The organism is Methylomonas fluvii, from assembly GCF_014850975.1.
Taxonomy (GTDB): Bacteria; Pseudomonadota; Gammaproteobacteria; order Methylococcales; family Methylomonadaceae; genus Methylomonas; species Methylomonas fluvii.
The window spans coordinates 1,493,013-1,512,659 of sequence record NZ_JACXST010000003.1 but is presented as its reverse complement, the minus strand read 5'-3'; the positions used below and the strand labels follow the sequence as shown (position 1 = coordinate 1,512,659).

The 19,647-nt window shown below is 51.2% G+C and carries 21 protein-coding genes; 9 read left to right on the top strand and 12 right to left on the bottom strand.

The features are described from left to right. Positions 1-37: 37 nt before the first annotated feature. Both ftsH and EBB_RS24480 read right to left on the bottom strand, forming a co-directional pair. Positions 38-1,930, bottom strand: coding sequence for an ATP-dependent zinc metalloprotease FtsH (ftsH, locus tag EBB_RS24485; protein ID WP_192396245.1), 1,893 nt, complete (start codon positions 1,928-1,930; stop codon positions 38-40). Positions 1,931-2,365: 435 nt separating this feature from the next. Then, positions 2,366-2,752, bottom strand: coding sequence for a hypothetical protein (locus tag EBB_RS24480; RefSeq protein ID WP_192396244.1), 387 nt, complete (start codon positions 2,750-2,752; stop codon positions 2,366-2,368). Positions 2,753-3,197: 445 nt separating this feature from the next. Here EBB_RS24480 and EBB_RS24475 point away from each other — a divergent pair, with 445 nt between their 5' ends. The 5 genes from EBB_RS24475 (at position 3,198) to EBB_RS24455 (ending at position 8,949) form a co-directional block, all read left to right on the top strand. Further along, a complete protein-coding gene (locus EBB_RS24475; RefSeq protein ID WP_192396243.1) occupies positions 3,198-3,599 on the top strand; it encodes a hypothetical protein in 402 nt (133 codons plus the stop codon). Positions 3,600-3,965: 366 nt separating this feature from the next. Continuing rightward, positions 3,966-5,468 (top strand): hypothetical protein, encoded by a 1,503-nt coding sequence (locus EBB_RS24470; RefSeq protein ID WP_192396242.1) that lies wholly within the window; start codon positions 3,966-3,968, stop codon positions 5,466-5,468. Positions 5,469-5,994: 526 nt separating this feature from the next. Further along, on the top strand, positions 5,995-6,723 hold the full coding sequence (locus tag EBB_RS26265; RefSeq protein ID WP_229427639.1) for a VPLPA-CTERM sorting domain-containing protein: 729 nt from the start codon (positions 5,995-5,997) through the stop codon (positions 6,721-6,723). A gap of 296 nt (positions 6,724-7,019) precedes the next feature. Continuing rightward, the gene (locus tag EBB_RS24460) at positions 7,020-8,018 is read left to right on the top strand and encodes a sulfate ABC transporter substrate-binding protein (protein WP_192396241.1); all 999 of its coding nucleotides are present in this window, start codon (positions 7,020-7,022) and stop codon (positions 8,016-8,018) included. Positions 8,019-8,046: 28 nt separating this feature from the next. Further along, a complete protein-coding gene (locus tag EBB_RS24455) occupies positions 8,047-8,949 on the top strand; it encodes an EAL domain-containing protein (RefSeq protein WP_192396240.1) in 903 nt (300 codons plus the stop codon). Between the two features lie 135 nt (positions 8,950-9,084). On the opposite strand, the gene EBB_RS24450 is transcribed toward EBB_RS24455, so the two are convergent. From EBB_RS24450 to def, 4 genes are read right to left on the bottom strand one after another with little or no spacing between them, the layout of a single operon-like run. Continuing rightward, positions 9,085-9,423, bottom strand: coding sequence for a DUF2845 domain-containing protein (locus tag EBB_RS24450; protein ID WP_192396239.1), 339 nt, complete (start codon positions 9,421-9,423; stop codon positions 9,085-9,087). Next, positions 9,423-10,256, bottom strand: a complete 834-nt coding sequence (locus tag EBB_RS24445; RefSeq protein ID WP_192396238.1) for a quinoprotein dehydrogenase-associated SoxYZ-like carrier — start codon at positions 10,254-10,256, stop codon at positions 9,423-9,425. Before EBB_RS24445 ends, EBB_RS24450 begins: the two co-directional genes overlap by 1 nt. A gap of 18 nt (positions 10,257-10,274) precedes the next feature. Then, positions 10,275-11,189 carry a quinoprotein relay system zinc metallohydrolase 2 gene (locus EBB_RS24440; RefSeq protein WP_192396237.1) on the bottom strand — a complete coding sequence of 305 codons (915 nt, stop codon included), beginning with the start codon at positions 11,187-11,189 and terminating at the stop codon, positions 10,275-10,277. Between the two features lie 11 nt (positions 11,190-11,200). Further along, positions 11,201-11,728 (bottom strand): peptide deformylase, encoded by a 528-nt coding sequence (gene def / locus EBB_RS24435; protein WP_192396236.1) that lies wholly within the window; start codon positions 11,726-11,728, stop codon positions 11,201-11,203. A 198-nt stretch (positions 11,729-11,926) separates the two neighbouring features. Here def and EBB_RS24430 point away from each other — a divergent pair, with 198 nt between their 5' ends. Continuing rightward, positions 11,927-12,271 (top strand): HvfA family oxazolone/thioamide-modified RiPP metallophore, encoded by a 345-nt coding sequence (locus tag EBB_RS24430; protein WP_192396235.1) that lies wholly within the window; start codon positions 11,927-11,929, stop codon positions 12,269-12,271. A gap of 50 nt (positions 12,272-12,321) precedes the next feature. Here the strand turns inward: EBB_RS24430 and EBB_RS24425 are convergent, their stop codons facing one another. The 5 genes from EBB_RS24425 to EBB_RS24405 all read right to left on the bottom strand — a co-directional run bounded on the left by EBB_RS24425 (position 12,322) and on the right by EBB_RS24405 (position 16,020). Then, positions 12,322-12,645: a HesB/IscA family protein gene (locus EBB_RS24425; RefSeq protein ID WP_064007417.1), complete on the bottom strand. Its 324-nt coding sequence runs from the start codon at positions 12,643-12,645 to the stop codon at positions 12,322-12,324. 15 nt (positions 12,646-12,660) lie between these two features. Further along, positions 12,661-13,764 (bottom strand): cysteine desulfurase family protein, encoded by a 1,104-nt coding sequence (locus EBB_RS24420; RefSeq protein WP_192396234.1) that lies wholly within the window; start codon positions 13,762-13,764, stop codon positions 12,661-12,663. Further along, positions 13,764-14,249, bottom strand: a complete 486-nt coding sequence (gene iscR / locus EBB_RS24415; RefSeq protein WP_192396233.1) for a Fe-S cluster assembly transcriptional regulator IscR — start codon at positions 14,247-14,249, stop codon at positions 13,764-13,766. The genes EBB_RS24420 and iscR overlap by 1 nt, the downstream gene beginning before the upstream one ends. Before the next feature lie 288 nt (positions 14,250-14,537). Continuing rightward, positions 14,538-15,290 carry a serine O-acetyltransferase gene (gene cysE / locus EBB_RS24410; protein WP_192396232.1) on the bottom strand — a complete coding sequence of 251 codons (753 nt, stop codon included), beginning with the start codon at positions 15,288-15,290 and terminating at the stop codon, positions 14,538-14,540. A gap of 4 nt (positions 15,291-15,294) precedes the next feature. Then, positions 15,295-16,020, bottom strand: coding sequence for an RNA methyltransferase (locus EBB_RS24405; RefSeq protein ID WP_192396231.1), 726 nt, complete (start codon positions 16,018-16,020; stop codon positions 15,295-15,297). Between the two features lie 90 nt (positions 16,021-16,110). Here EBB_RS24405 and EBB_RS24400 point away from each other — a divergent pair, with 90 nt between their 5' ends. The 3 genes from EBB_RS24400 (at position 16,111) to EBB_RS24390 (ending at position 18,853) form a co-directional block, all read left to right on the top strand. Beyond that, on the top strand, positions 16,111-16,905 hold the full coding sequence (locus EBB_RS24400; protein ID WP_033155453.1) for an inositol monophosphatase family protein: 795 nt from the start codon (positions 16,111-16,113) through the stop codon (positions 16,903-16,905). A gap of 86 nt (positions 16,906-16,991) precedes the next feature. Beyond that, positions 16,992-17,900 carry an NAD(P)-dependent methylenetetrahydromethanopterin dehydrogenase gene (locus tag EBB_RS24395; RefSeq protein ID WP_192396230.1) on the top strand — a complete coding sequence of 303 codons (909 nt, stop codon included), beginning with the start codon at positions 16,992-16,994 and terminating at the stop codon, positions 17,898-17,900. Positions 17,901-17,947: 47 nt separating this feature from the next. Next, entirely contained in the window at positions 17,948-18,853 is a 906-nt protein-coding gene (locus tag EBB_RS24390) for an NAD(P)-dependent methylenetetrahydromethanopterin dehydrogenase (RefSeq protein WP_192396229.1), read from the top strand. Between the two features lie 43 nt (positions 18,854-18,896). Here EBB_RS24390 and EBB_RS24385 read toward each other — a convergent pair whose 3' ends face one another. Beyond that, on the bottom strand, positions 18,897-19,535 hold the full coding sequence (locus tag EBB_RS24385) for a response regulator (RefSeq protein WP_192396228.1): 639 nt from the start codon (positions 19,533-19,535) through the stop codon (positions 18,897-18,899). Between the last annotated feature and the right edge of the window lie 112 nt (positions 19,536-19,647).

Sequence of the window (19,647 nt, the reverse complement as noted above, 5' to 3'; positions counted from 1 at the left end):
GAAATTTGCTGTGCGAATGGTCTATCAGGTCTTGAGATCACGACAAAGCCGGTATTTTGCCGATAGGAGCTGCGGTTTCAGTCGTTGGTCTGGACAATTTGCCGTTGTCCCTCCGTTTTGCCGGCTGGGCTGCCTTGGGCGGTGCGATCTTGCGGCCCTGCATCAACTCGTCGATCTGATATTTATCCAACGTCTCCCAATCCAACAAAGCTTGCGCCATATTGTGCAGAATATCCATATGCGCTTTCAGGAGGGCTTCGGCGCGTCGGTAGTTATTCGCCAGGGTTTGTCTGATTTCATGATCGATCAGGCGCGCCATTTGCTCCGACATCGGTTTGGTCGAGCCCATAAATCCGCTGTCGTTGTCGCCGCAATCCATGGGGCCCAGACGATCGGATAAGCCCCATTTGGTGACCATATTGCGCGCCAACTGCGTTGCGCGCTGAATGTCGTTGGAAGCGCCGGTGGTGACTTTATTTTTGCCGTAAATCAAGGCCTCGGCAATTCGGCCGCCGAACAGGCTGGAAATTTGGCCCTCCAGTTTATCTTTGCAGGCACTGTATTGGTCGTGTTCCGGCAGAAACATGGTAATACCCAGCGCGCCGCCGCGCGGCATGATACTGACTTTATAAACCGGGTCGTGCTCAGGCACCAAACGGCCGACGATGGCGTGGCCGGCTTCATGGTAAGCCGTCATCAGCAAATCTTCGCGACTCATGATCATCGTGCGTTTCTCCGCGCCCATGATAGCTTTGTCGCGGGCGCTGTCCAGGTCGTGCATTGTCACTTCCCGCTGGTTGTTCCGGGCTGCGAATAGGGCGCCTTCGTTAATCAGATTGGCCAGTTCGGCGCCCGAAAAACCTGGTGTGCCGCGCGCTAGATCGTTGATGTTGACATCGTCGGCCAAGGGCACTCGGGTGGCGTGGACTTTGAGAATTTGTTCGCGGCCCTTGATGTCCGGCAAGCCGATTTGCACTTGGCGATCAAAACGGCCCGGTCTGAGCAAAGCCTTGTCCAGCACATCGACGCGGTTGGTCGCAGCAATGACGATGATGCCTTCGTTGCCACTAAAACCGTCCATTTCCACTAATAACTGGTTAAGGGTTTGTTCGCGTTCTTCGCCGCCGCCGATGTTACCGCCGCTGCTGCGCTGGCGGCCGACGGCATCGATTTCATCAATAAAAATAATGCAGGGCGCGCGCTTTTTAGCTTGCTCAAACATGTCGCGCACCCTAGAGGCGCCAACGCCGACAAACATTTCCACGAAGTCGGAACCGGAAATCGAGAAGAATGGTACGCCAGCCTCGCCGGCAATCGCTCGAGCCAGTAGGGTTTTACCGGTGCCAGGAGGGCCCACCATCAACACGCCGCGCGGAATTTTACCGCCCAAAGCTTCGTATTTGCCCGGATCTTTCAGGAAATCGACCATTTCGGCCACGTCCTGTTTGGCTTCCTCGGCGCCGGCCACGTCATCGAAACGCACTTTGACCTGATCTTCGGTCATCAATTTAGCCCGGCTTTTACCGAAGCCATTTTGCGCACCGGCACCCAATTGCTGCTTACGCATGAAATAGATTAATACCCCAATCAGCAGCAAAGTGGGAGCCCATGAGAATAATAGTTGTGTCAGGGTGGATTGGGTCTCAGGCCGCTCGACTTTGATCTTGACGTCATACTCCAATAGATCATCAATTATCCGCGCATCGCCAGGATTGTATGTCGCAAACCGCGTACCGTTTTGGCGGCGGCCATCGATAGATTTGCCATCTATTACCACTTCGGCCACAGACTTGCTGCGCACATCCTTGATGAAATCGGAATAGGAAATGTCGTTTTGCGAATTGTATGCAGACAGCCTGGGGTTGAATGCCGCGAATAGCGCGATAGCAATGCCAACGGTTATGGACAGGGCGATTAAGAGCTTTTTCATGATTGCGATCTCCTGTTTAGGATGCAAGGTTCAAGTGATACGCTTCGGCAAGACTTGGGTTGGTGCACGGACGTTTGCCGCATCGAACTAGGCGAGAACAGAGAACCCTGGTTCGACATAAAAAATCAGCAATTTTTGCGCCATTAGTTCGAGAATAAAAAAGACCCGCATCACCGCTTCGCCAGCTGGCGAAGGAGTTAACTGTCACGATTTTCTTTTCGGAGGTAAGAAAACGCTTGGTCCATAGGTCCAAGGCCGACGCACGCGCATCAAATGCGCCGGCGGAATCCGCAATGCGGGTCGTAAATGGCAGCCTTTACATACGGCTTGAGCCCTACAATGCCCAAGCCTGTGTCCAATTTGTAACTAAAACGCCCCGATTTTGTGCGCCGCTCGGCCCTTTGATGCGTGCCTCAAACGGCGGCTTTACGCGGCTTAATGGCTGGAAATATAAAGATTGTGCATTTCCTCGTAGCGGCTCAAAGCTTCTTTTAACGATTCGCCGGCCAACTGCAAATCGCCGCCGCGGGCTGCTTTCCATGCGGTATTCAGGCGTTTGCCGGCATGCTGGCGTTTGACTTCGAGATCGTTGTTCTCGATGTCTTTTTGCTGTTGTTTGGCATTGCTGACCAACTCGGCTACCGTTTCTTTGTCTGCGCCGTTTTCCACTGCGGAGATGGACGCTTTGACTTTGGAAATAGTGCTTTCCAGAGCGGCTCTTACTTCTTCGTGGCTAAAAGTCGCCGCGGAGACAGGAAAACTCAGCACACTGATAAGGGAGATTGCTATAGAGAAAGTTATGAATTTTTTGCATGACATCATGATGTTAGCCTCGGTAAACAAGAAAAAAATAAATCGATAGCGGATTGCGCCTCGGCACTTCAGGATCGAAACGAACTTATGTTTCGAGAGCTTCGTTTCAATTGATAGTGTGAGTAAAGTCTATCAGATTATGGTTCTTATTAGAACTTAATTTGTTTTCATAAGAACTATATATGTGCTTTTCGTCACACTTTTTATTGACCCGGACCTTAAATATCGTTCGGGCTGAGTGTGTCGAAGGACGCGCGGCATAAGGCTTCGACGCGCTCAGCCCGAACGGTGTACCCGTGTTAAATAGGGCCGGGTTTATAATTGAGTATGCATAGCGTGCCAGCTATAGTGGGTGCGCTGGCGCTTGCTTGATTGAATTGAACGCCAGCAATTTGCGGTTTTATTGGTAAGCTAAAGGCATAACTATTCTTATAACCACGCCTCGGAGAAAATAATGATCACGCTATTAAAAATTGCCGCCGCCACTTTGTTGAGTTTGAGCGGCACTGCGGCACATGCCTACGGCAGCAGCCAGAGTTCGCAGCACTGCGATAAACCGGTGTTTACGGAGTTTCAGCCGGCAACCAATAAATATTTGCAATCGTTCAGCGAGTTTTCGTTGATGGCTTCCGCCAACACCACACTGACTTCGGTGGTGGTTAATGTCAGTGCCGGCGAAACCAAATACCATTTCACCTCAAAGCAACTGCAAATTACCCAACAACCTAGCGGTCGCTTGGAGATAAAAGGCAAAGTGGATAGACCTATAGAAGGTGGATTTGCGCGCTTGAGTATTACCGCGCATAGCAAACCCGGTTGTGAAAAAACCGACGGCTATCTGATTCGCATTCATTAATCGCTAATTAATCCGTCCCTCAAACATCGTCGCTCCCGCGCAGGCGGGAGTGCCATTCTTCAGTGGGGCCGCTGCACCGTCCTTTGGCGGGCATGGCCTCTACAGGGCATTCAAAGTCTTCCCTTCCAGAACGCTGTAATCACCAAACTCAACGAATAAAGCGCATCCGGCAAGACTTGGTATCTGGTCTATAGTTGCGATTGACTGGCATATCCAGTGCTGGGACGTTAGATGCGCTCAGAGTAGCGCTTCATTCCGGCATGGCCACGAGCCGGACAACTGGTTTTATCCCGCTTGCCGCGCGCTAACTTTCGCAAAGATCGGATAGCGTTGACCGCAGTTCAAGTGAGTAAAAGGGTGATAACAATGATTAAAAAGCCTGGGTTTTATCTGTTTGCTATGTTGTTTTTCGCATCCGCCGCCGCCGCTGATTACAAAGCCGACATTGGCTATCAAGCCTTGCTGAATCAATTAGGTGCAAACACGCCGACCGGCGCTGGTGTCAATGTGGTTCACGCCGAAGCCTCATTAGTCGAATCGCGGGACCACTCGGATTACCCCATCTATGCGCCGAATATTCGTAACACCCAATTTGCCGGTAAGACGTTCAGCTTTCCGGGAAAAAAAGCCAGTACCTCACCATCGGGACATGCTGACAGCGTCGGTGCCAGATTTTACGGTAAGGATTCCATTGCCAACGGCATCGGCAACATCGCCAGTTATGATGCCAACGCCTGGATCGATAGTCTGATTAGTCCAACGGCCTTGGCTCCCTTCAACGCCAGTCGGATTGCCAACCATAGCTGGGTCGGCAAAGGCGACACCGTGCCGGAAACGGCGATGATTCTGCGCCTGGTTGATCGACAGGTGCAGCGCAACGAATTCATCCAGGTAGTTGGTATGCACAATGGCCTTAGCGACTCGCCTTTATTGGGCAGTGCTTACAATGTGATTGCGGTGGGGCGCACGGACGGTAAGCAGGATAGGGGATCCGATGCGGTCGACTCGTTATATATATCGGGGCGGACGCGCCCCGATTTAGTGGCGCCGCAAACCACCACTAGCGGAGCCACGCCTATAGTGGCCGCTGCTGCCGCGCTATTAGTTGAGACCGGCCATAAGGGCGGGGCTAATTTATCGCAGGGATCTATTGATATTGAAGGCGTGGGAACCGTTTACAACGCCGAACGCGCCGCAACCGTCAAAGCTGCGTTGCTGGCGGGCGCCGACAGAGCGACGCAGAATACTTCAACCACGGATAACATCACTGACTATCGCAGCAGCGGGCATCAAACGCTGAACGGCCTGGACGATAGATTTGGCGCCGGCCAGCTGAATATTTTGCATAGTTACCAAATCATCGCCGGTGGCGAACAAGATAGTCTGGAGGATGGCGGTGCTGCAAACGGCATCGGCTTGGCCGGCTTCGATGTCGATACCGCTTTCGGCGGCTTGGCCAGTAACAGTCTGGCGACCTATCAGTTCGCCGCTGCGACGGATTTGAATTTGCAGGCGTCTTTGGTGTGGAATCTGGGGGTATCGAACGACCTGAATCTGACGACCACCTTACACGATATGAATCTGGAGTTATTCGATGCCACTGAGCAAAACATTGCCGCTTTCTCGGCGAGCAGCGCCGACAACAGCGAGAACTTGTGGCTTAGTTTGGTCACAGGCCACCACTACGAATTGCGGGTCAAGTCCGGTGAAGCCAGTCCGTTCAGTTGGGATTACGCATTGGCTTGGCATATGAGCCCGCTACATTCGGCGCCGGTGCCGTTACCGGGTGCGTTTTCCCTGTTTCTTTCCGTACTCGGCGGGTTTGGCTGGCTGGTTCGCGGGAAAAGGTGTAACACTGAAGTTTGCTGATTTAAGGAATCTCTGCACAAGCAGCTTTCATCAGCGGTTGCGCTCCCTCTCTTCAGTCTATTCAGTAGGCCCTTAAATTGCTCGGCTCCGCTATTCCCGCGTTGGCTGGAGCGACGATATTTGAGGGTCGGATTAATAAGCGGCTTCAGCTAAACCAAAAAATCCGTAATGCCTATGCAGATACCCAAAGGGCATAAATTGCGGCAAATCACGTTGTGCGTAAGTTATTTCACGGAAAATTCACCGCGCATTAGCACTTGTTATCGACGTATCTTTCTGTATTTAAACAAAAATATGTTGTGGTCTAAATATTGTATGTGGATCACCGTGCTTAGCCATAGGCGTGGAAACGGCTAACACGATTAAGGACTTCCAATAATTCATACTCGTTTCTATCGCGGACTTAGCAAACTAAGCGCGCCGCGGCCTAACTGCTTCCAAATACGCGGGAACGGCGAATTTTGAGAGGCTCCGACAATCAAATTCCCTACGCGCTCTAACTTCAATCAACATAAAGGTTGTAATCGTGAATAAATTAATAAAATCAATCGGCGTCGCCGGATTGGCGGGGTGTGCGCTCATTGCCGAGGCCCAAGCAAATACTCTGCAAGTGTCAGGAACCATTTATAAAGTAAGCGGCGGCACTACTTACGATACTTGGAAAATCAATATGCTTAGCGGCGGTACGTTCAAAGTTGATGTGTTGGCTTATGAGGCCACGCAAAAGCAAACATCCACCGCCGGTTATCAGGAAGTCGACCTGAACAACGACGGTGAAATTACTTTTCTGGATCCGGATACTTATATTTACCGAGATGACGGCTTGCTGGATGCCGGCGACATGTTGGCGCGTTGCGACGATTCCGACGGCAATCACTGCCCCGATAGCAGCAATCAGCCGATTTTGACTAATACCGACGGTTCGGCGGATGGTTCGCTTTTCTTACGTGATCCGGCGTTTAACGTCACCTTGCAAGCCGGCAATTATTTATACCTGGTGGCTGATTACACCTTATCGACCAGTGAAGCCGTTGCCGGTATTAACACTAACGATAACTTGACCTTACCGACCGGGCTTCCCGTTCGCGATCATGGCGATTATCGGCTGACCTTAAGTTCCGATACTCTAAATTTTTCCTTGGCGGGTAATACCATCACTGTCTCGCAAGTGCCGGTTCCCGGCGCCGTTTGGCTATTCGGCAGCGCGCTGGCCGGATTGGCGACAGTAGGGCGGCGTAAGATAGCTGTGGTTTGATCTTGCTTATCAGCGGGAGGCTTCGGCTTCCCGCTGTTTTTTGTTCTGATATGGCACCAAAGCCGGCGAACTCCTTACACGCCGCTCTTCCAAAATTTCCCTGAAAACCTTTGTTTCCGGCAAGCCTGGCTATGCGTCGGTGTGCTATGTATTCGGAATCTTATATCTTAATATAAGATATTTAATTCTAAATATATCGTTTTTGTTGGTTATTGGCTTTGCGTAGCATAAGCCCCGTGGTCAAACAAAATTCAGCTTGCCGCAAGCAGATCGATAACCTTTTTTCAGGAGCACCCATGAGATTCACCCATACCTTCAAACCCTTACTCTTCGGCATCGCTCTGGCCCTCAGCGGCAACGCGCTGGCCGAACGCACCCTGCTGAACGTGTCATACGACCCGACCCGCGAGTTGTATAAAGAATATAACCAACTGTTTACCCAATACTGGAAAACCAAAACCGGCGAAGACGTCACGGTTCAACAATCGCATGGCGGCGGCGGCAAACAGACCCGAGCCGTGATCGACGGCCTGGAAGCTGACGTGGTGACCTTGGCCCTGTCCGGCGACATTGATCAAATTCACGATAAAGCTAATCTTTTGCCCAAAGACTGGCAAAGCAAACTGCCCAACAGCAGTTTGCCCTACACTTCGACTATCGTGTTTCTGGTGCGCAAGGGCAACCCCAAAGCCATCAAAAACTGGGATGATCTGATCAAGGACGGCGTCTCAGTCGTCACTCCCAACCCAAAAACCTCTGGCGGCGCTCGCTATAACTACCTGGCAGCCTGGGCGTTCGCAGAAAAGAAAAACGGCAGCAAGGACGCCGCCAAGGCTTTCGTGGAGAAGCTGTTTAAAAACGTGCCGGTTCTCGACTCCGGCGCACGCGGCTCTACCACTACTTTTGCCGAACGCGAAATCGGCGATGTGTTAATCACCTGGGAAAACGAAGCGTATTTGGTGTTGAAAGAATTCGGTGCCGATAAATTCGAAGTCGTCACCCCGCCGTTCAGCATCCTGGCCGAACCGCCGGTCGCGGTGATCGAAGCGGTGGCGAAAAAGAACGGCACCCAGGACCTGGCAACCGAATACCTTAAATATCTTTACACCAAGGAAGCCCAAGAGATCATCGCCAAAAACTTCTACCGGCCAACCGACAAAGACATCGCGGCTAAATATGCCAAACAGTTCCCCTCGCTGGAATTGGTCAGCGTCGCCCAGTTGGGCGGTTGGAGTGCGATACAAAAACAACACTTCGATGATAACGGGGTGTTTGACAAGATTTATGGCCGCTAAGAACGCTTAGGCAGAGGAGGGTGTAGCCATGGTGGAAAATACCATCGAATTGCTTCGTGACGATCTGGAACGGGCGTTGTATCTGGACTTGGACGAGTTCAAACTGGAAATCGAGCAACAGGAAGTGCTGAGCCGGTTCATTGGCCTGAAATTGCGCAGCGAGTTTCAACCGATATTCGATGCCGGCAAGTCCCAAGGACTGTTGGGCTACGAAGCCTTGCTGCGCACGTCCACCGGCTTGGAAGCCGTGGGTCCGAATTTTGCGTTCAGTTGGGCGGATAACCAAGGCAAATTGGTGAAGCTGGATAGGGTGGCTAGAACGCTGCACATGCTGAATTATCTGAATCTGCCGGCGGACAAGGGCTTGCTGTTTTTAAACGTACATCCCAAATTGCTAGTTAGCGTGAATACGCACGGCAAGGTGTTCGAACACATTCTGCATCTGCACTCGGTGCCGACCACCAAGGTAGTGCTGGAGATCATGGAAAACGCGGTGGAAGCCGACCAACAGTTGCTCGAAGCGGTGGACAATTACCGCGACCGCGGCTTCCAGGTGGCTGTCGATAACTTCGGCAGCCGGCATTCTAATCTGGACCGTTTGTGGCGCTTATCGCCCAGCTTTGTGAAACTGGATTTAAGCATCATCCATCAGGCGCAAACCGATACCAAGATTCGCCGGGTGCTGCCGAAGTTAATCGAAATCATCCAGGCCCTGGGCGCGCAAGCGATTATCGAAGGCATTGAAAACGAAGTGCAACTGGATGTTGCCTTGGATGCCGGCGGCAAATTGCTGCAAGGTTATTTCCTGGGCCGGCCGGCGGCGGCAGGGCATTGGCAAAAACCCAGGCTGGCGGTGCAAGAGAATCCGTTAATGCCTGGCGCACCGCAGCATTTTGGTAGTTTCAGTGTGCCGGCCCAGCACGGTATGTAGTGTGCGACCATCGCAAGATAGTTTGATGATTGACCGAAAACTGGTGAAATGTGCTCTCCTGTGGCAATCCTGCTAACCCCGCCTTCTCGGCGGGGGCTTTTTTGGGGGGTGGGTCAGGGCTGAAAACCTTGCGCTTTAGTATCCGTAACTCAAATTGCGGATTTTTTTCAATTCGCCGTCTTCAAACTCCAACAGCTGTTGAAATTTGCGCGGCCCGAAGTTGTAAATCCATTCTTCGATCAGTACCTCTTCAAATTGATCGATTTCCAATGCGCCGTAGGGATGCCGCAAGCGGCTGCCGCGGATTGCTCGGCGCTGTTCGACCGAATCGGGCTCCCCGCATTTGTCCAAGACTTCGGATTTATAATCACCCACCTGGACCAGTTTATGTCCGCAGCGTAGCGCAAGCGCATCGCCAGTAAACGCCAGTAAGCCCAATGCCAATACAATGCCTCTGATTGGCGAACTGGCCATTAGGGGCTTACCGTGTAACTTTGCGAGTAGCTGCCGCCTTTATTGCAGACGTTTCGGCTGGTGGGGGATTCACACGATACATCGGTAAATTCGGCTTTTAACTCGCCGGCCTTATCCGGTACAAAATAGAAGCGGAAATTTGGGTCGGCGCTGATCGCAATATCGATTTTGGCGTTAAGCACGGGCTTGTCGTTAAAAGTCACTTTCAGTTGATCGATAAAGTGCGATTTTCGGATGAATCGGGTCATTTGATCCATCTGCATGCCCGTAAGGTTGGGATGGCTGATCATCAATTGCGTCAAGGCCGGTTGGCCGCTTTGAATGCCGTCGTCGAGTCGAAATTTAACCTTGCCCAGCCGCTTCATGGCTTCATCCAGGTCGGCGCCAATCGGCGCCGAGCAGCCGCCGCTGGCTTTGACGAATTTTTTGGTCATGCTGAACTTGCCGTCATTGGTTTCGGCAACGGCGCGAATGTCGCTATAGGTATTGACGCGCACCCGCAAAGCTAAATCGGCTTTGCCACTCTCCGGAAAGAACTCGAACTCACCAACAAATGGAAACGGGTTTTTATCGACAAACAGCCAGATTTTTTTGATGTATTTATCTTTGCTTTGCGCAAATTTGCTGCTGACTTTAACCGGTACAATCGCCGGATCTTCCGCCCGATAAGGAGCATCCAAGTCGATAACCGCATTGGATTCTTCGATATTTTTACCGGCGAAAAACTGGCTTTTCAAAACGGTGTTCCAGGTAATGTCGTCGCCTTCGGCAACCGCGATGGCCGGCAAAATCATTAAAGCCAGCAGAAAAATAGCGTTGTAAGGTTTGTGCATGCTTTTAATCTCCTCTGTTTAATCTTCCCATTCCAGCTCAGCAAACGCGATGGTCACGTTTTTGCGGTGGAATTGTTCAAATAATTGCCAATTTTTTTTAGCAGGCAAGCCGACGGTATTCACAGCTTGTTCCAAGGTTTTGCCTTGTTTGATCATAGCCCGTACTTCGGTAGCCAGACTGTTCAAATAGGCTTTTTGCGGTTGCAGACTTGCCGGCCAATCTTTCACCAAATGACCGTGGCCGGGTACAACTAATTTGTAGTGATTTTTCTCCAAGCGCTCGATCTCAGACAACCAGCCTTTGATGCTGCCGTCTATCACCGGAATATGCTCCAAAAACAACAGATCGGCTAGCCAGATAGTCTCGGTCGTTTTGTCGTAAACGCTCAAATCGTTATCGGTATGCGCACTGGGATGGGCGGTCAGCACCAGTTCGCGATTACCGATGTTTAGGGTCATGCTGTCATTCACTTCTATATCGGGCGGAATGATGTTGTCGTGATTGACTTGAATATCCAGCAATTCCGCTGCGCGACCGAGATAATGGTCGCCACGCGTGGCCATGGCTCGCGCCAGCTTATGATGGCCGACAAACTGCACGCCCGGTTCCTTGAAAGCGATATTGCCGTAGATATGGTCAGGATGCACATGGGTGTTGATCACATAACAAACCGGTTTGGCGGTAACTTGCCTGATGGTATTTCGCAACGCGGCGCCCTGCTGTGGACTGCCACCGCTATCGATCACCGCTACGCAGCGCTCACCAACAATAAAGCCGATATTGGCAATCTCGCCGTGATTGTCCCGATCCGGCCAATGATGCGCTGAGGTATGCAGATAGATACCTGGCGCCACTTGGCTGAAAGACAGCGGCGGCGCAGCCATACTGCTGTAACTGGTCAATAGGCCCATTATCAACAATACAAACTTCATTCAGCTGGCTCCTATGCGGCGATGCGTTTGAAAAATTCGGTCTCGGCAATAATATCTTGGTTATTTTCCACCCTATCCAGATAGACCAATCCCAAAAGATGATCGAACTCGTGTTGGAAGACTCTGGCCGGAAAATCCTGCAGGGCCAAGCGGTGAGGTTCGCCTTGCCGATCTTGATATTGCACTTCGATAGCCCGGTAACGCGGCACTAGCGCCCGGATACCCGGCACGCTTAAACAGCCTTCCCAATCTTTATGCAATGAGTTATCGACAATCTTAAAACTTGGATTGACCATCAGGATCGGCGGCATTTCCGGGGCTTGCGGATAACGGGCTGTCGGCCGGGAAGCGATGATCAAAACTTGCCAGGAAGCGCCCAATTGCGGCGCGGCTATGCCGACACCACTGGCCTCCAGCATAGTCTCTTGCATGGTTTTAATCAGTTTATGGAACTCCGGGCAGGCAAAGTCGTCAACAGGCTGCGCCTGCTGCCGCAATACCTCGGCTCCCAGTTGGGCAATTGGTGTTTTCGAAGTCATGGTTGTGCCGGATAGCGTATAGGCAGGTTGCGGAAATAAGTCGTTTCGGGCGAAAGTATACTGCCGATTGGCGGAATCTTCCTGCCTTTACTTTGCAAGGCTTTTTTGTGATATTAGCAGCAGGCCAGTTGCCGGAAATGCAGGGTTCCGGTTGCAAACCGCTTATTAGAACAATTAGTTTTTTCCACAGGAGATAGTATGAAGAAAATCAACAAAACCCCGTTCGCCATTGCAATCGGCGCATCTCTGCTGCCAACGCTGGCGGGCAATTTTGCTCAAGCTGACACCAATCCGTTTGCGTTGTCTGAGTTGAGCTCGGGCTATATGCTGACTGCCGAAGCGAAACCTGAAGCCGGTGCCGATAAAATGAAAGACGGTTCTTGCGGAGAAGGGAAATGCGGCGCGTCTATGATGAAAAAAAGCACTGATAGCAAAGCCGCTACCGAAGGCAAGTGTGCTGGTAACAAAGCGGCTGCTCCAGCCGGCGACAAAGCTGCTGAAGGCAAAAAAATGGAAGGAAACTGCGGCGCTAATATGAAGTAAGCGCCGATGACGCCGGCTTTATCTAAATAGGAAAGCCGGCGTTTCTTACACTAAACTGAAAAACTCTCCCCGCAACCGCAGGTACCTTTTACATTCGGGTTGTTGAACTTAAAGGCCTCGTTAAAACCTTCTTTGGCATAATCCAGCTCAATACCGCTCAATTTATCCAGATCAGCCTGTTTCACCAGTACTTTTACATCGTATTGATCGAATACTACCTCATCGGCCTCAGCCTGATCGGCATAATCCAACACATAGGCATACCCGGAGCATCCGGAGGTTTTCACCCCCAATCTCAAGCCTAAGCCTGTGCCGCGCTTTTGTAACTGTTTTTGGATTTGCCGGGCGGCACTTTCGGTCACGGTAATAGCCATTGCTAATTCTCCTAATTAATTTGCTATCAATGTTTTTAACACATCGACGAATTGATCGATCTCGGTTTCTTGGTTGTCTTTACCCAAACTGACGCGGATAGCCGATTTAGCCAAAGAGGCTTCCACTCCCATAGCCGTCAACACCGGGCTGATCTCGCCGGACGACGCTGAACAGGCGGAGCCGCTGGAAACTGCGATATTGCGCTGATCCAACTGCATTAATAACATTTCGCCGTTAATGCCGGGAATACCAAACTGCACGGTATTCGGCAATCGTTTGGCTTGTTCGGCAAATATCACCAAGCCCGGAATGGTGCGCAGGGCTTGTTCCAAACGCATTCTCAGCGCCAGCATGCGGGTTTCCCTTGTGTCTATTTCCGTCTTAGCCAACTCGGCTGCCTTGCCAAAACCCACTATTGCCGCCACATTTTCCGTGCCGGCCCGCCAGCCATACTGTTGATCGCCGCCGCGCAGCCAGGGCTTTAGCACAAAATCTTCTGCGACGGCTAATGCCCCGCAGCCTTTTGGTCCGTATATTTTGTGGCTGGATAAACTCATCAATTTAACGCCCAGCTTTTTGAACGAAAATGAGATTTTACCCAAAGCCTGGACGGCATCGGTATGCAGGTTGACTCCGCGTTCAGCCAAACGTTCGGCGATAACCGCAAGGTCTTGAACAACGCCGGTTTCATTATTCGCCAACATCACCGACGCCATGTCGCCGGCTTGCCAATTTGCTTTGTCCAGCGCGAGTAAGGGCATTGTTCCAGCGCCATCCACCTCAAGCGTTTGCAAGTCGCGAAAACACTGTCGGTAGTACACGGCGTTTTCGAAAATGGAGGGATGTTCGATTGCAGAAATTGCTAGTCCGCGGTCAAGGGCGCTGGCTAGTGCCAACGCATTTGCTTCAGTCCCGCCGCTGGTAAATACAATCTGTGCTCCTGGCGCATCAATCAGCCCCAAGATTTGCTCCCTGGCGGTGTCGATGGCGCTACGGGCTATGCGGCCAAGCTTATACAAACTGGATGGATTGCCGTACATGCCATGCAAATAGGGCAGCATCGCTTCCACCACGCGCTCGTCACAACGGGTGGTGGCGTTATGATCCAGATAGATCATTACGCGATGCGTTTTTCCTGGCGGGGTTGCATTTCGATGACATGCTCGATTTGTTTGCTCTGCCTTTTCGCCACATCACTGACAAAATCGCGCTCCAGCAATTGTCCGAGACTGATTTCTTTTAAGTAAGCGCGAATTTGCTCACTCAAACCCATCCACAAATCGTGGGTCAGGCAAGGTTCATCGTTGTGGCAATTGGCTTTACCACCGCATTTTGTTGAATCGACAGGTTCGTCGACTGCTTCGATAATGTCGGCAATATTAATATCCCGGGCGCTACGGCTGAGCGTATAACCGCCACCCGGTCCTCTTACGCCTTTCACCATGCCAGCTTTGCGTAAACGAGCAAACAATTGTTCAAGATAAGACAAGGAAATGGTTTGCCGAGTCGCAATGTCAGTCAAAGTAACCGGGTTGGATTGACTGTGAAAAGCCAAATCCAGCATCGCGGTGACCGCGTAACGCCCTTTTGTGGTAAGCCGCATTTCAAACCCCTTACAAACTAATGAAAATAATGCTGACTATAAATAAACCCAGTAATTTGGTCAAGTATTCAATCGTAACTGGTTTTTGAGGCATTAAACACGTGCAATCTGTAGCGCATATTTTTGAATTCTGAGGACAGATCAAGCGTTTTACAGCTTGAATTCGTTGGGAGTTTGCGGGGTTGAAATACCGCGAATCTGCAAAAAGCTCAAAGCAAACACTACTCAGTTTGAGTCGAGCAGATGACCAGCGCTGGAGCATTCGGTATTAGAAAATACCTGCCAGCGTTATTGCTTATCCTTAATTTCACAGTCATCCAATGCCGACATGGCCTGACGATGGCAATTGATACCGGCATCATTTAACACCTGTTGCATATCGGCTATTTGCTTGTCGAGCTGATGGATATGGTCAAGCATCAGATTGATGGCATTGGCGATGGGGTCCGGCATGTCACCCGTGGCGCCGTATGCATCGAAACCCATTTTCTGCGCCATCGCATCGCGCCGGGCTTTTTCTTGTTTGGCTTTGGGGTCGACGATATGTGCGGGAATCCCGACTACCGTCACCCCCATGGGCACCGATTTCACTACTACCGAATTCGAACCGACTCTCGCGCCATCGCCGATCTCGATCGGTCCCAGCACCTTGGCGCCGGCACCTATCACCACGCCATTGCCCAGGGTCGGGTGGCGCTTACCCTTGTTCCAACTGGTGCCGCCCAAGGTCACGCCATGATATAGCGTGCAATCGTCGCCGATCACGGCGGTTTCACCGATCACTACACCCATGCCGTGGTCGATAAAGAACCGCCGGCCGATTTGCGCGCCGGGATGAATTTCGATACCGGTCAGCCATCGGCCCAAGAACGATACATAACGGCCGGCCCATTTAAAACCACGCAACCACAACCAATGGCTGCAATGGTGAATCAGTACGGCGTGAAAGCCAGGGTAGGTTGTTATCACTTCAAAAGCCGACTGCGCGGCCGGGTCTCGGGCAAATACGCAGTTAATATCTTCTTTGAGTCTGACCAGCATGGGGTTATTTGGCGTTGTGATTTTGGGAGAAGCGCAGTATGCCTCTCAGGATATCCAGCTCCTTGGTATCGAGCTGGGTCCGATTAAAGATGCGCCGCAAGCGACGCATGATTGATTTAGAGCGCTCCGGGTGCAGAAAACCTATATCCGCCATGGTCTGCTGGAGATGCACATAAAACGCTTCCATTTGTTCGGCCGTCGCCAGAGGTTCTTCGCCAATATCGCCTACCGTGCTGACCATTTCCTGGCCGGATGCGACGAATAGCTCGTAGCACACAACTTGCACTGCCGCCGCCAAGTTCAGCGAGCTATATTCTGTATTGCACGGAATCCGCAACAAATAATGACATAAGTCCAATTCATGGTTTTTTAATCCAGAGTTCTCACGGCCGAACACCAAGGCTATATTTTGCTCCGGCAATGCACCCACCCATTTTTCGGCAGTTTGCCTGGCAGTCAAACTTGGCCAGCTGATGGTTCTATCGCGTGCGCTGGAGCCCAATACCACCTGGCAATCGGCAATAGCATCTTGCAAAGAATCGAAGACAGTTGCCGATCTAAGTACATCGTCAGCCCCAGATGCTCTGGCCGTGGCATCGGCATGCGGAAAGCATTTTGGAGATACCAAGCGCAGTTGATCCATCTGCATATTTTTCATGGCTCTAGCCACCGCGCCGATGTTGCCGGGATGGGAAGTCTCCACTAAAACCACTTTAAAATGTGATAGCAATGCCCGGCCTCTGCGGCTAAAAAAGCAGCGATTCTAGCAAAATTTGCTATGCTATCCGAGTTTTCTAACTGCTCATTTTCAATTCGATCTATGCACCCGATGCTTAATATTGCCGTCCGCGCAGCGCGGAACGCCGGCGACCTAATCCAACGCTCTTCACAAAATATCGAGAAACTCACTATCGATCAAAAAAGCCGTAATGACTACGCTTCCGAGGTTGATCGGGCCGCCGAGCAGGAAATTATCAAAGTCATTCGCGCCGCATTTCCCGACCATGGCATTCTGGCCGAAGAAAGCGGCGAACATAAAGGTAACGACTACACCTGGATAATCGATCCTTTGGACGGCACCACTAATTTTTTACACGGCTTTCCGCAATATGCCGTGTCTATCGCGTTAAAAAACAAAAATAAACTCGAGTTGGGTGTGATTTACGATCCCAGTCGCGACGAACTATTTACTGCCGAACGCGGCGGCGGGGCGATGTTGAATAATCGCAAAATCCGAGTGACCAAACAAAGCAGTATGCGCGGCGCCCTGATTGGTACGGGTTTTCCGTTTAAAACCATGGAAAACATAGAGCCCTATCTAGGTATGTTCAAAGCCGTCTGCGCAGATTCTGCCGGTATCCGCCGCGCCGGAGCCGCCGCGCTGGATATGGCTTATGTGGCCTGCGGTCGTCTGGATGCGTACTGGGAAATCGGCGTTAAGGAATGGGATATTGCCGCCGGGGTATTGTTGGTTCAGGAAGCCGGCGGTGTCGCCACGGACTTTTCCTTTAATGACAAATACTTACAGTCCGGCAATATCATTGTTGGTAACCCCAAGATGCACCAATTGATGTACCACGCCATCGAGCCGCATGTGCCGGCGCGCTTAAAATAATGCGCAATTCGGCATTTAGCCTAGAATTGTTATCGTCTTGCCTTTTCTTTTATACTTACCGGCTAATCAAATTATAAGAGGCCATCATGGAAAAACCCTTTATCCTGCACATGCTGACTACAGCCAAGAACTTAAGCCCGTTCGACGTCAATATGGCGATGGACGCCGGCTGGATTTCAGCAATCCCCTACATCAACGTTGAACCCAGCGAAGTCAGGGGCTTGGTCCAAGATGCTATTTTTTCGCGCAGCCCGAAAGGCCTGTTGCGCACCGCCATCTTTATTGGCGGCCGGGAGACCAAGCAAGCAATGGATATGTTGAAAATGGCCAAGAATTCTATGGTCCCGCCTTTCGAAGTATCAGTATTCGCCGATCCTAGCGGCGCGTTCACTACGGCAGCCGGTATGGTCGCAGCAGTTGAAAAAGAATTGGCTGAAAAATTCGACACCACCTTGGAAGGTAAAAACGTGATCGCTCTGGGCGGGACTGGTCCAGTCGGTCAAGCGGCTGCGGTGATTGCCGCTCAAGCGGGCGCTAAAGTCAGAATTATCGGTAGGCAACTCGATAAAGCCGAGCGCACCGCAGAGCTATGCAGCGAAGAATTTGGTGACGGCAAAATTACGGTGCTGGCAGGCGCAGACGCGGATAAGGCCGAATACATGAAAACCGCTGATGTGGTTTTTGCAACCGGTGCGGCCGGCATCGAATTGCTCAGCACCGAGTTAATCTCCAAAGCTGCGCAATTGAAAGTAGCCGCCGATGTCAACGCGGTACCGCCAGCCGGTATTGCCGGTGTGGATGCGTTCGATAACGGCAAACCGTTAGCCGGATCCACCAGCGGTGCGGTAGGCATAGGCGCACTGGCGATAGGCAACATCAAATACCAAGCGCAAAGCCGTTTGCTGAAAAGAATGCTGGAAAGCGATCAACCGCTATTCTTACATTTCGAACACGCTTTTGAAGTCGCTCGCGAATTCATCAAATCGTCTAAGTAATTAGCTAAGCTCCCCAAAGTCTGCCTATCACAGAGGGTAAGGTAAAAATGGCAAAACGCAGCATACTTCACATGTTCGACCCGATGCCAAACAACAGTCCGTTTGACATTAACATGGCACTCGACGCAGGCTTTGATGTGCTGATGCCGTATTCCAACGTCAAATTGGAGACCATTCACAATTTGACCCAAGATGCGATTTTTTCGCGTAGTCCTTCGGCCAGTAAAAAAACCGCGATCTTTATCGGCGGCAGGGATATGGGCATGGCTATCGATATGTTGCAAGCCACCAAGCCGGCCATGGTGCCGCCGTTTGAGGTTTCAGTATTTGCCGATCCCAGCGGAGCTTGCACCACCGCAGCAGCTTTGGTGGCGTGTGTGGAAAAAGCGCTGAAACAATATCATGGCAAGGAATTGAAAGGCAGCAAGGCGGTTGTGTTCGGCGGCACCGGCCCGGTCGGTATCGCTACTGGCGTGATAGCGTCGTTGCAAGGCGCGGAAACAATCTTGGTGGATCACTTATCGATTGATTCCGCAAAAGACGCAGCCAAACAATACAATCGGCGCTTTGGAGCCACCATGAGCGGCGGGGTTGCTAGCAATGACGAGGAAAAGGCCGCGTTAATAGCGGATGCAGATTTAGTATTCTGCACGGCAAAGGCTGGTATTCGAGTTATCAATGCGGCCGTTCTGGCGCAAGCCAAGCAGTTGAAAGTAGCTGGTGATGTCAATGCCGTACCGCCTTCCGGCATAGAAGGCATAGGGTTAAATGATTTATCGGCACCATTAAGCTTGGCAAATCAAGCGACAAATGCGGTCGGTGTCGGTGCGCTGGCGATAGGAAATGTTAAATATCAGCTACAACATGAATTGTTGAAAATGATGCTGGAAGCTGAAAAGCCGGTCTTTCTGGATTTCCGGGAAGCCTTTACCAAGGCCCGCACCTTAGTCTGACTATTCTAGGGATGTGCGGCAAACAACCGCACATCCCCGATCATTAAATGGCATCAAGATAATTAAATTTGACCGCCAATCTGGTCAATTCCACATCGTTTTTTATATTCAACTTGCGATACAAGCGATAGCGATAAGTATTGATGGTCTTGTCGCTCAGTTGCAAAGCCTCCGACATTTCCTGAATACTCCTACCACGCAAAATCAGACGCACCACTTCAGCCTCACGCTGGGAAAGCTGTAAAAAAGGCGACACATCCGCGCCTGGCAAAAACTGAAAAGCCAAATTACTGGCCACATCCTGGCACAAGTAGCGCTTGCCGGAAATTACCGATTTAATCGCCGCCACCATTTCGCTGACTGGCGAAGCCTTGGATACAAAGCCGACCACACCCAATTTCAGCAGCTGTTGCGGTATGGGGCCGTCGTTATGCACTGATAAGGCAATGATTTTAACCGATGGCCGCGATTGCAGTATGCGCCGGCACGCTTCAAACCCGCCTATGCCGGGCATATTAATGTCCATCAAAATGACGTCAGGCGGCTCTTGCTCGACAATCCGCAAAGCCTCCTCGCCACAATTACATACGGCGACCACCACAATATCCTTTTCAGCTGCCAACAAAGCTTCTATGCCGCTTCTGACAAGCTCATGATCATCAACCAGCAATACTTTAATCATAACTTCCTTTTTCTGGGGCTTCTATCAGGTCAAGTTTCCCAAATTTCATCAACAACAGCAATGCTAAAAGTTAGTAGGATAGACCCAAATAGCGTCGTTGATTCGTGGTTTT

Coding starts and splice junctions, on each gene's coding strand:
- EBB_RS24475 (WP_192396243.1), top strand. CDS start 3,198: ATGATCACGCTATTAAAAATTGCCGCCGCCACTTTGTTGAGTTTGAGC.
- EBB_RS24400 (WP_033155453.1), top strand. CDS start 16,111: ATGCACCCGATGCTTAATATTGCCGTCCGCGCAGCGCGGAACGCCGGC.
- EBB_RS24450 (WP_192396239.1), bottom strand. CDS start 9,423: ATGGCCAGTTCGCCAATCAGAGGCATTGTATTGGCATTGGGCTTACTG.
- EBB_RS24460 (WP_192396241.1), top strand. CDS start 7,020: ATGAGATTCACCCATACCTTCAAACCCTTACTCTTCGGCATCGCTCTG.
- EBB_RS24420 (WP_192396234.1), bottom strand. CDS start 13,764: ATGATCTATCTGGATCATAACGCCACCACCCGTTGTGACGAGCGCGTG.
- ftsH (WP_192396245.1), bottom strand. CDS start 1,930: ATGAAAAAGCTCTTAATCGCCCTGTCCATAACCGTTGGCATTGCTATC.
- EBB_RS24445 (WP_192396238.1), bottom strand. CDS start 10,256: ATGCACAAACCTTACAACGCTATTTTTCTGCTGGCTTTAATGATTTTG.
- EBB_RS24385 (WP_192396228.1), bottom strand. CDS start 19,535: ATGATTAAAGTATTGCTGGTTGATGATCATGAGCTTGTCAGAAGCGGC.
- EBB_RS24480 (WP_192396244.1), bottom strand. CDS start 2,752: ATGATGTCATGCAAAAAATTCATAACTTTCTCTATAGCAATCTCCCTT.
- EBB_RS24425 (WP_064007417.1), bottom strand. CDS start 12,645: ATGGCTATTACCGTGACCGAAAGTGCCGCCCGGCAAATCCAAAAACAG.
- EBB_RS24395 (WP_192396230.1), top strand. CDS start 16,992: ATGGAAAAACCCTTTATCCTGCACATGCTGACTACAGCCAAGAACTTA.
- EBB_RS24430 (WP_192396235.1), top strand. CDS start 11,927: ATGAAGAAAATCAACAAAACCCCGTTCGCCATTGCAATCGGCGCATCT.
- EBB_RS24390 (WP_192396229.1), top strand. CDS start 17,948: ATGGCAAAACGCAGCATACTTCACATGTTCGACCCGATGCCAAACAAC.
- def (WP_192396236.1), bottom strand. CDS start 11,728: ATGACTTCGAAAACACCAATTGCCCAACTGGGAGCCGAGGTATTGCGG.
- cysE (WP_192396232.1), bottom strand. CDS start 15,290: ATGCTGGTCAGACTCAAAGAAGATATTAACTGCGTATTTGCCCGAGAC.
- EBB_RS24440 (WP_192396237.1), bottom strand. CDS start 11,189: ATGAAGTTTGTATTGTTGATAATGGGCCTATTGACCAGTTACAGCAGT.
- EBB_RS24455 (WP_192396240.1), top strand. CDS start 8,047: ATGGTGGAAAATACCATCGAATTGCTTCGTGACGATCTGGAACGGGCG.
- iscR (WP_192396233.1), bottom strand. CDS start 14,249: ATGCGGCTTACCACAAAAGGGCGTTACGCGGTCACCGCGATGCTGGAT.
- EBB_RS24470 (WP_192396242.1), top strand. CDS start 3,966: ATGATTAAAAAGCCTGGGTTTTATCTGTTTGCTATGTTGTTTTTCGCA.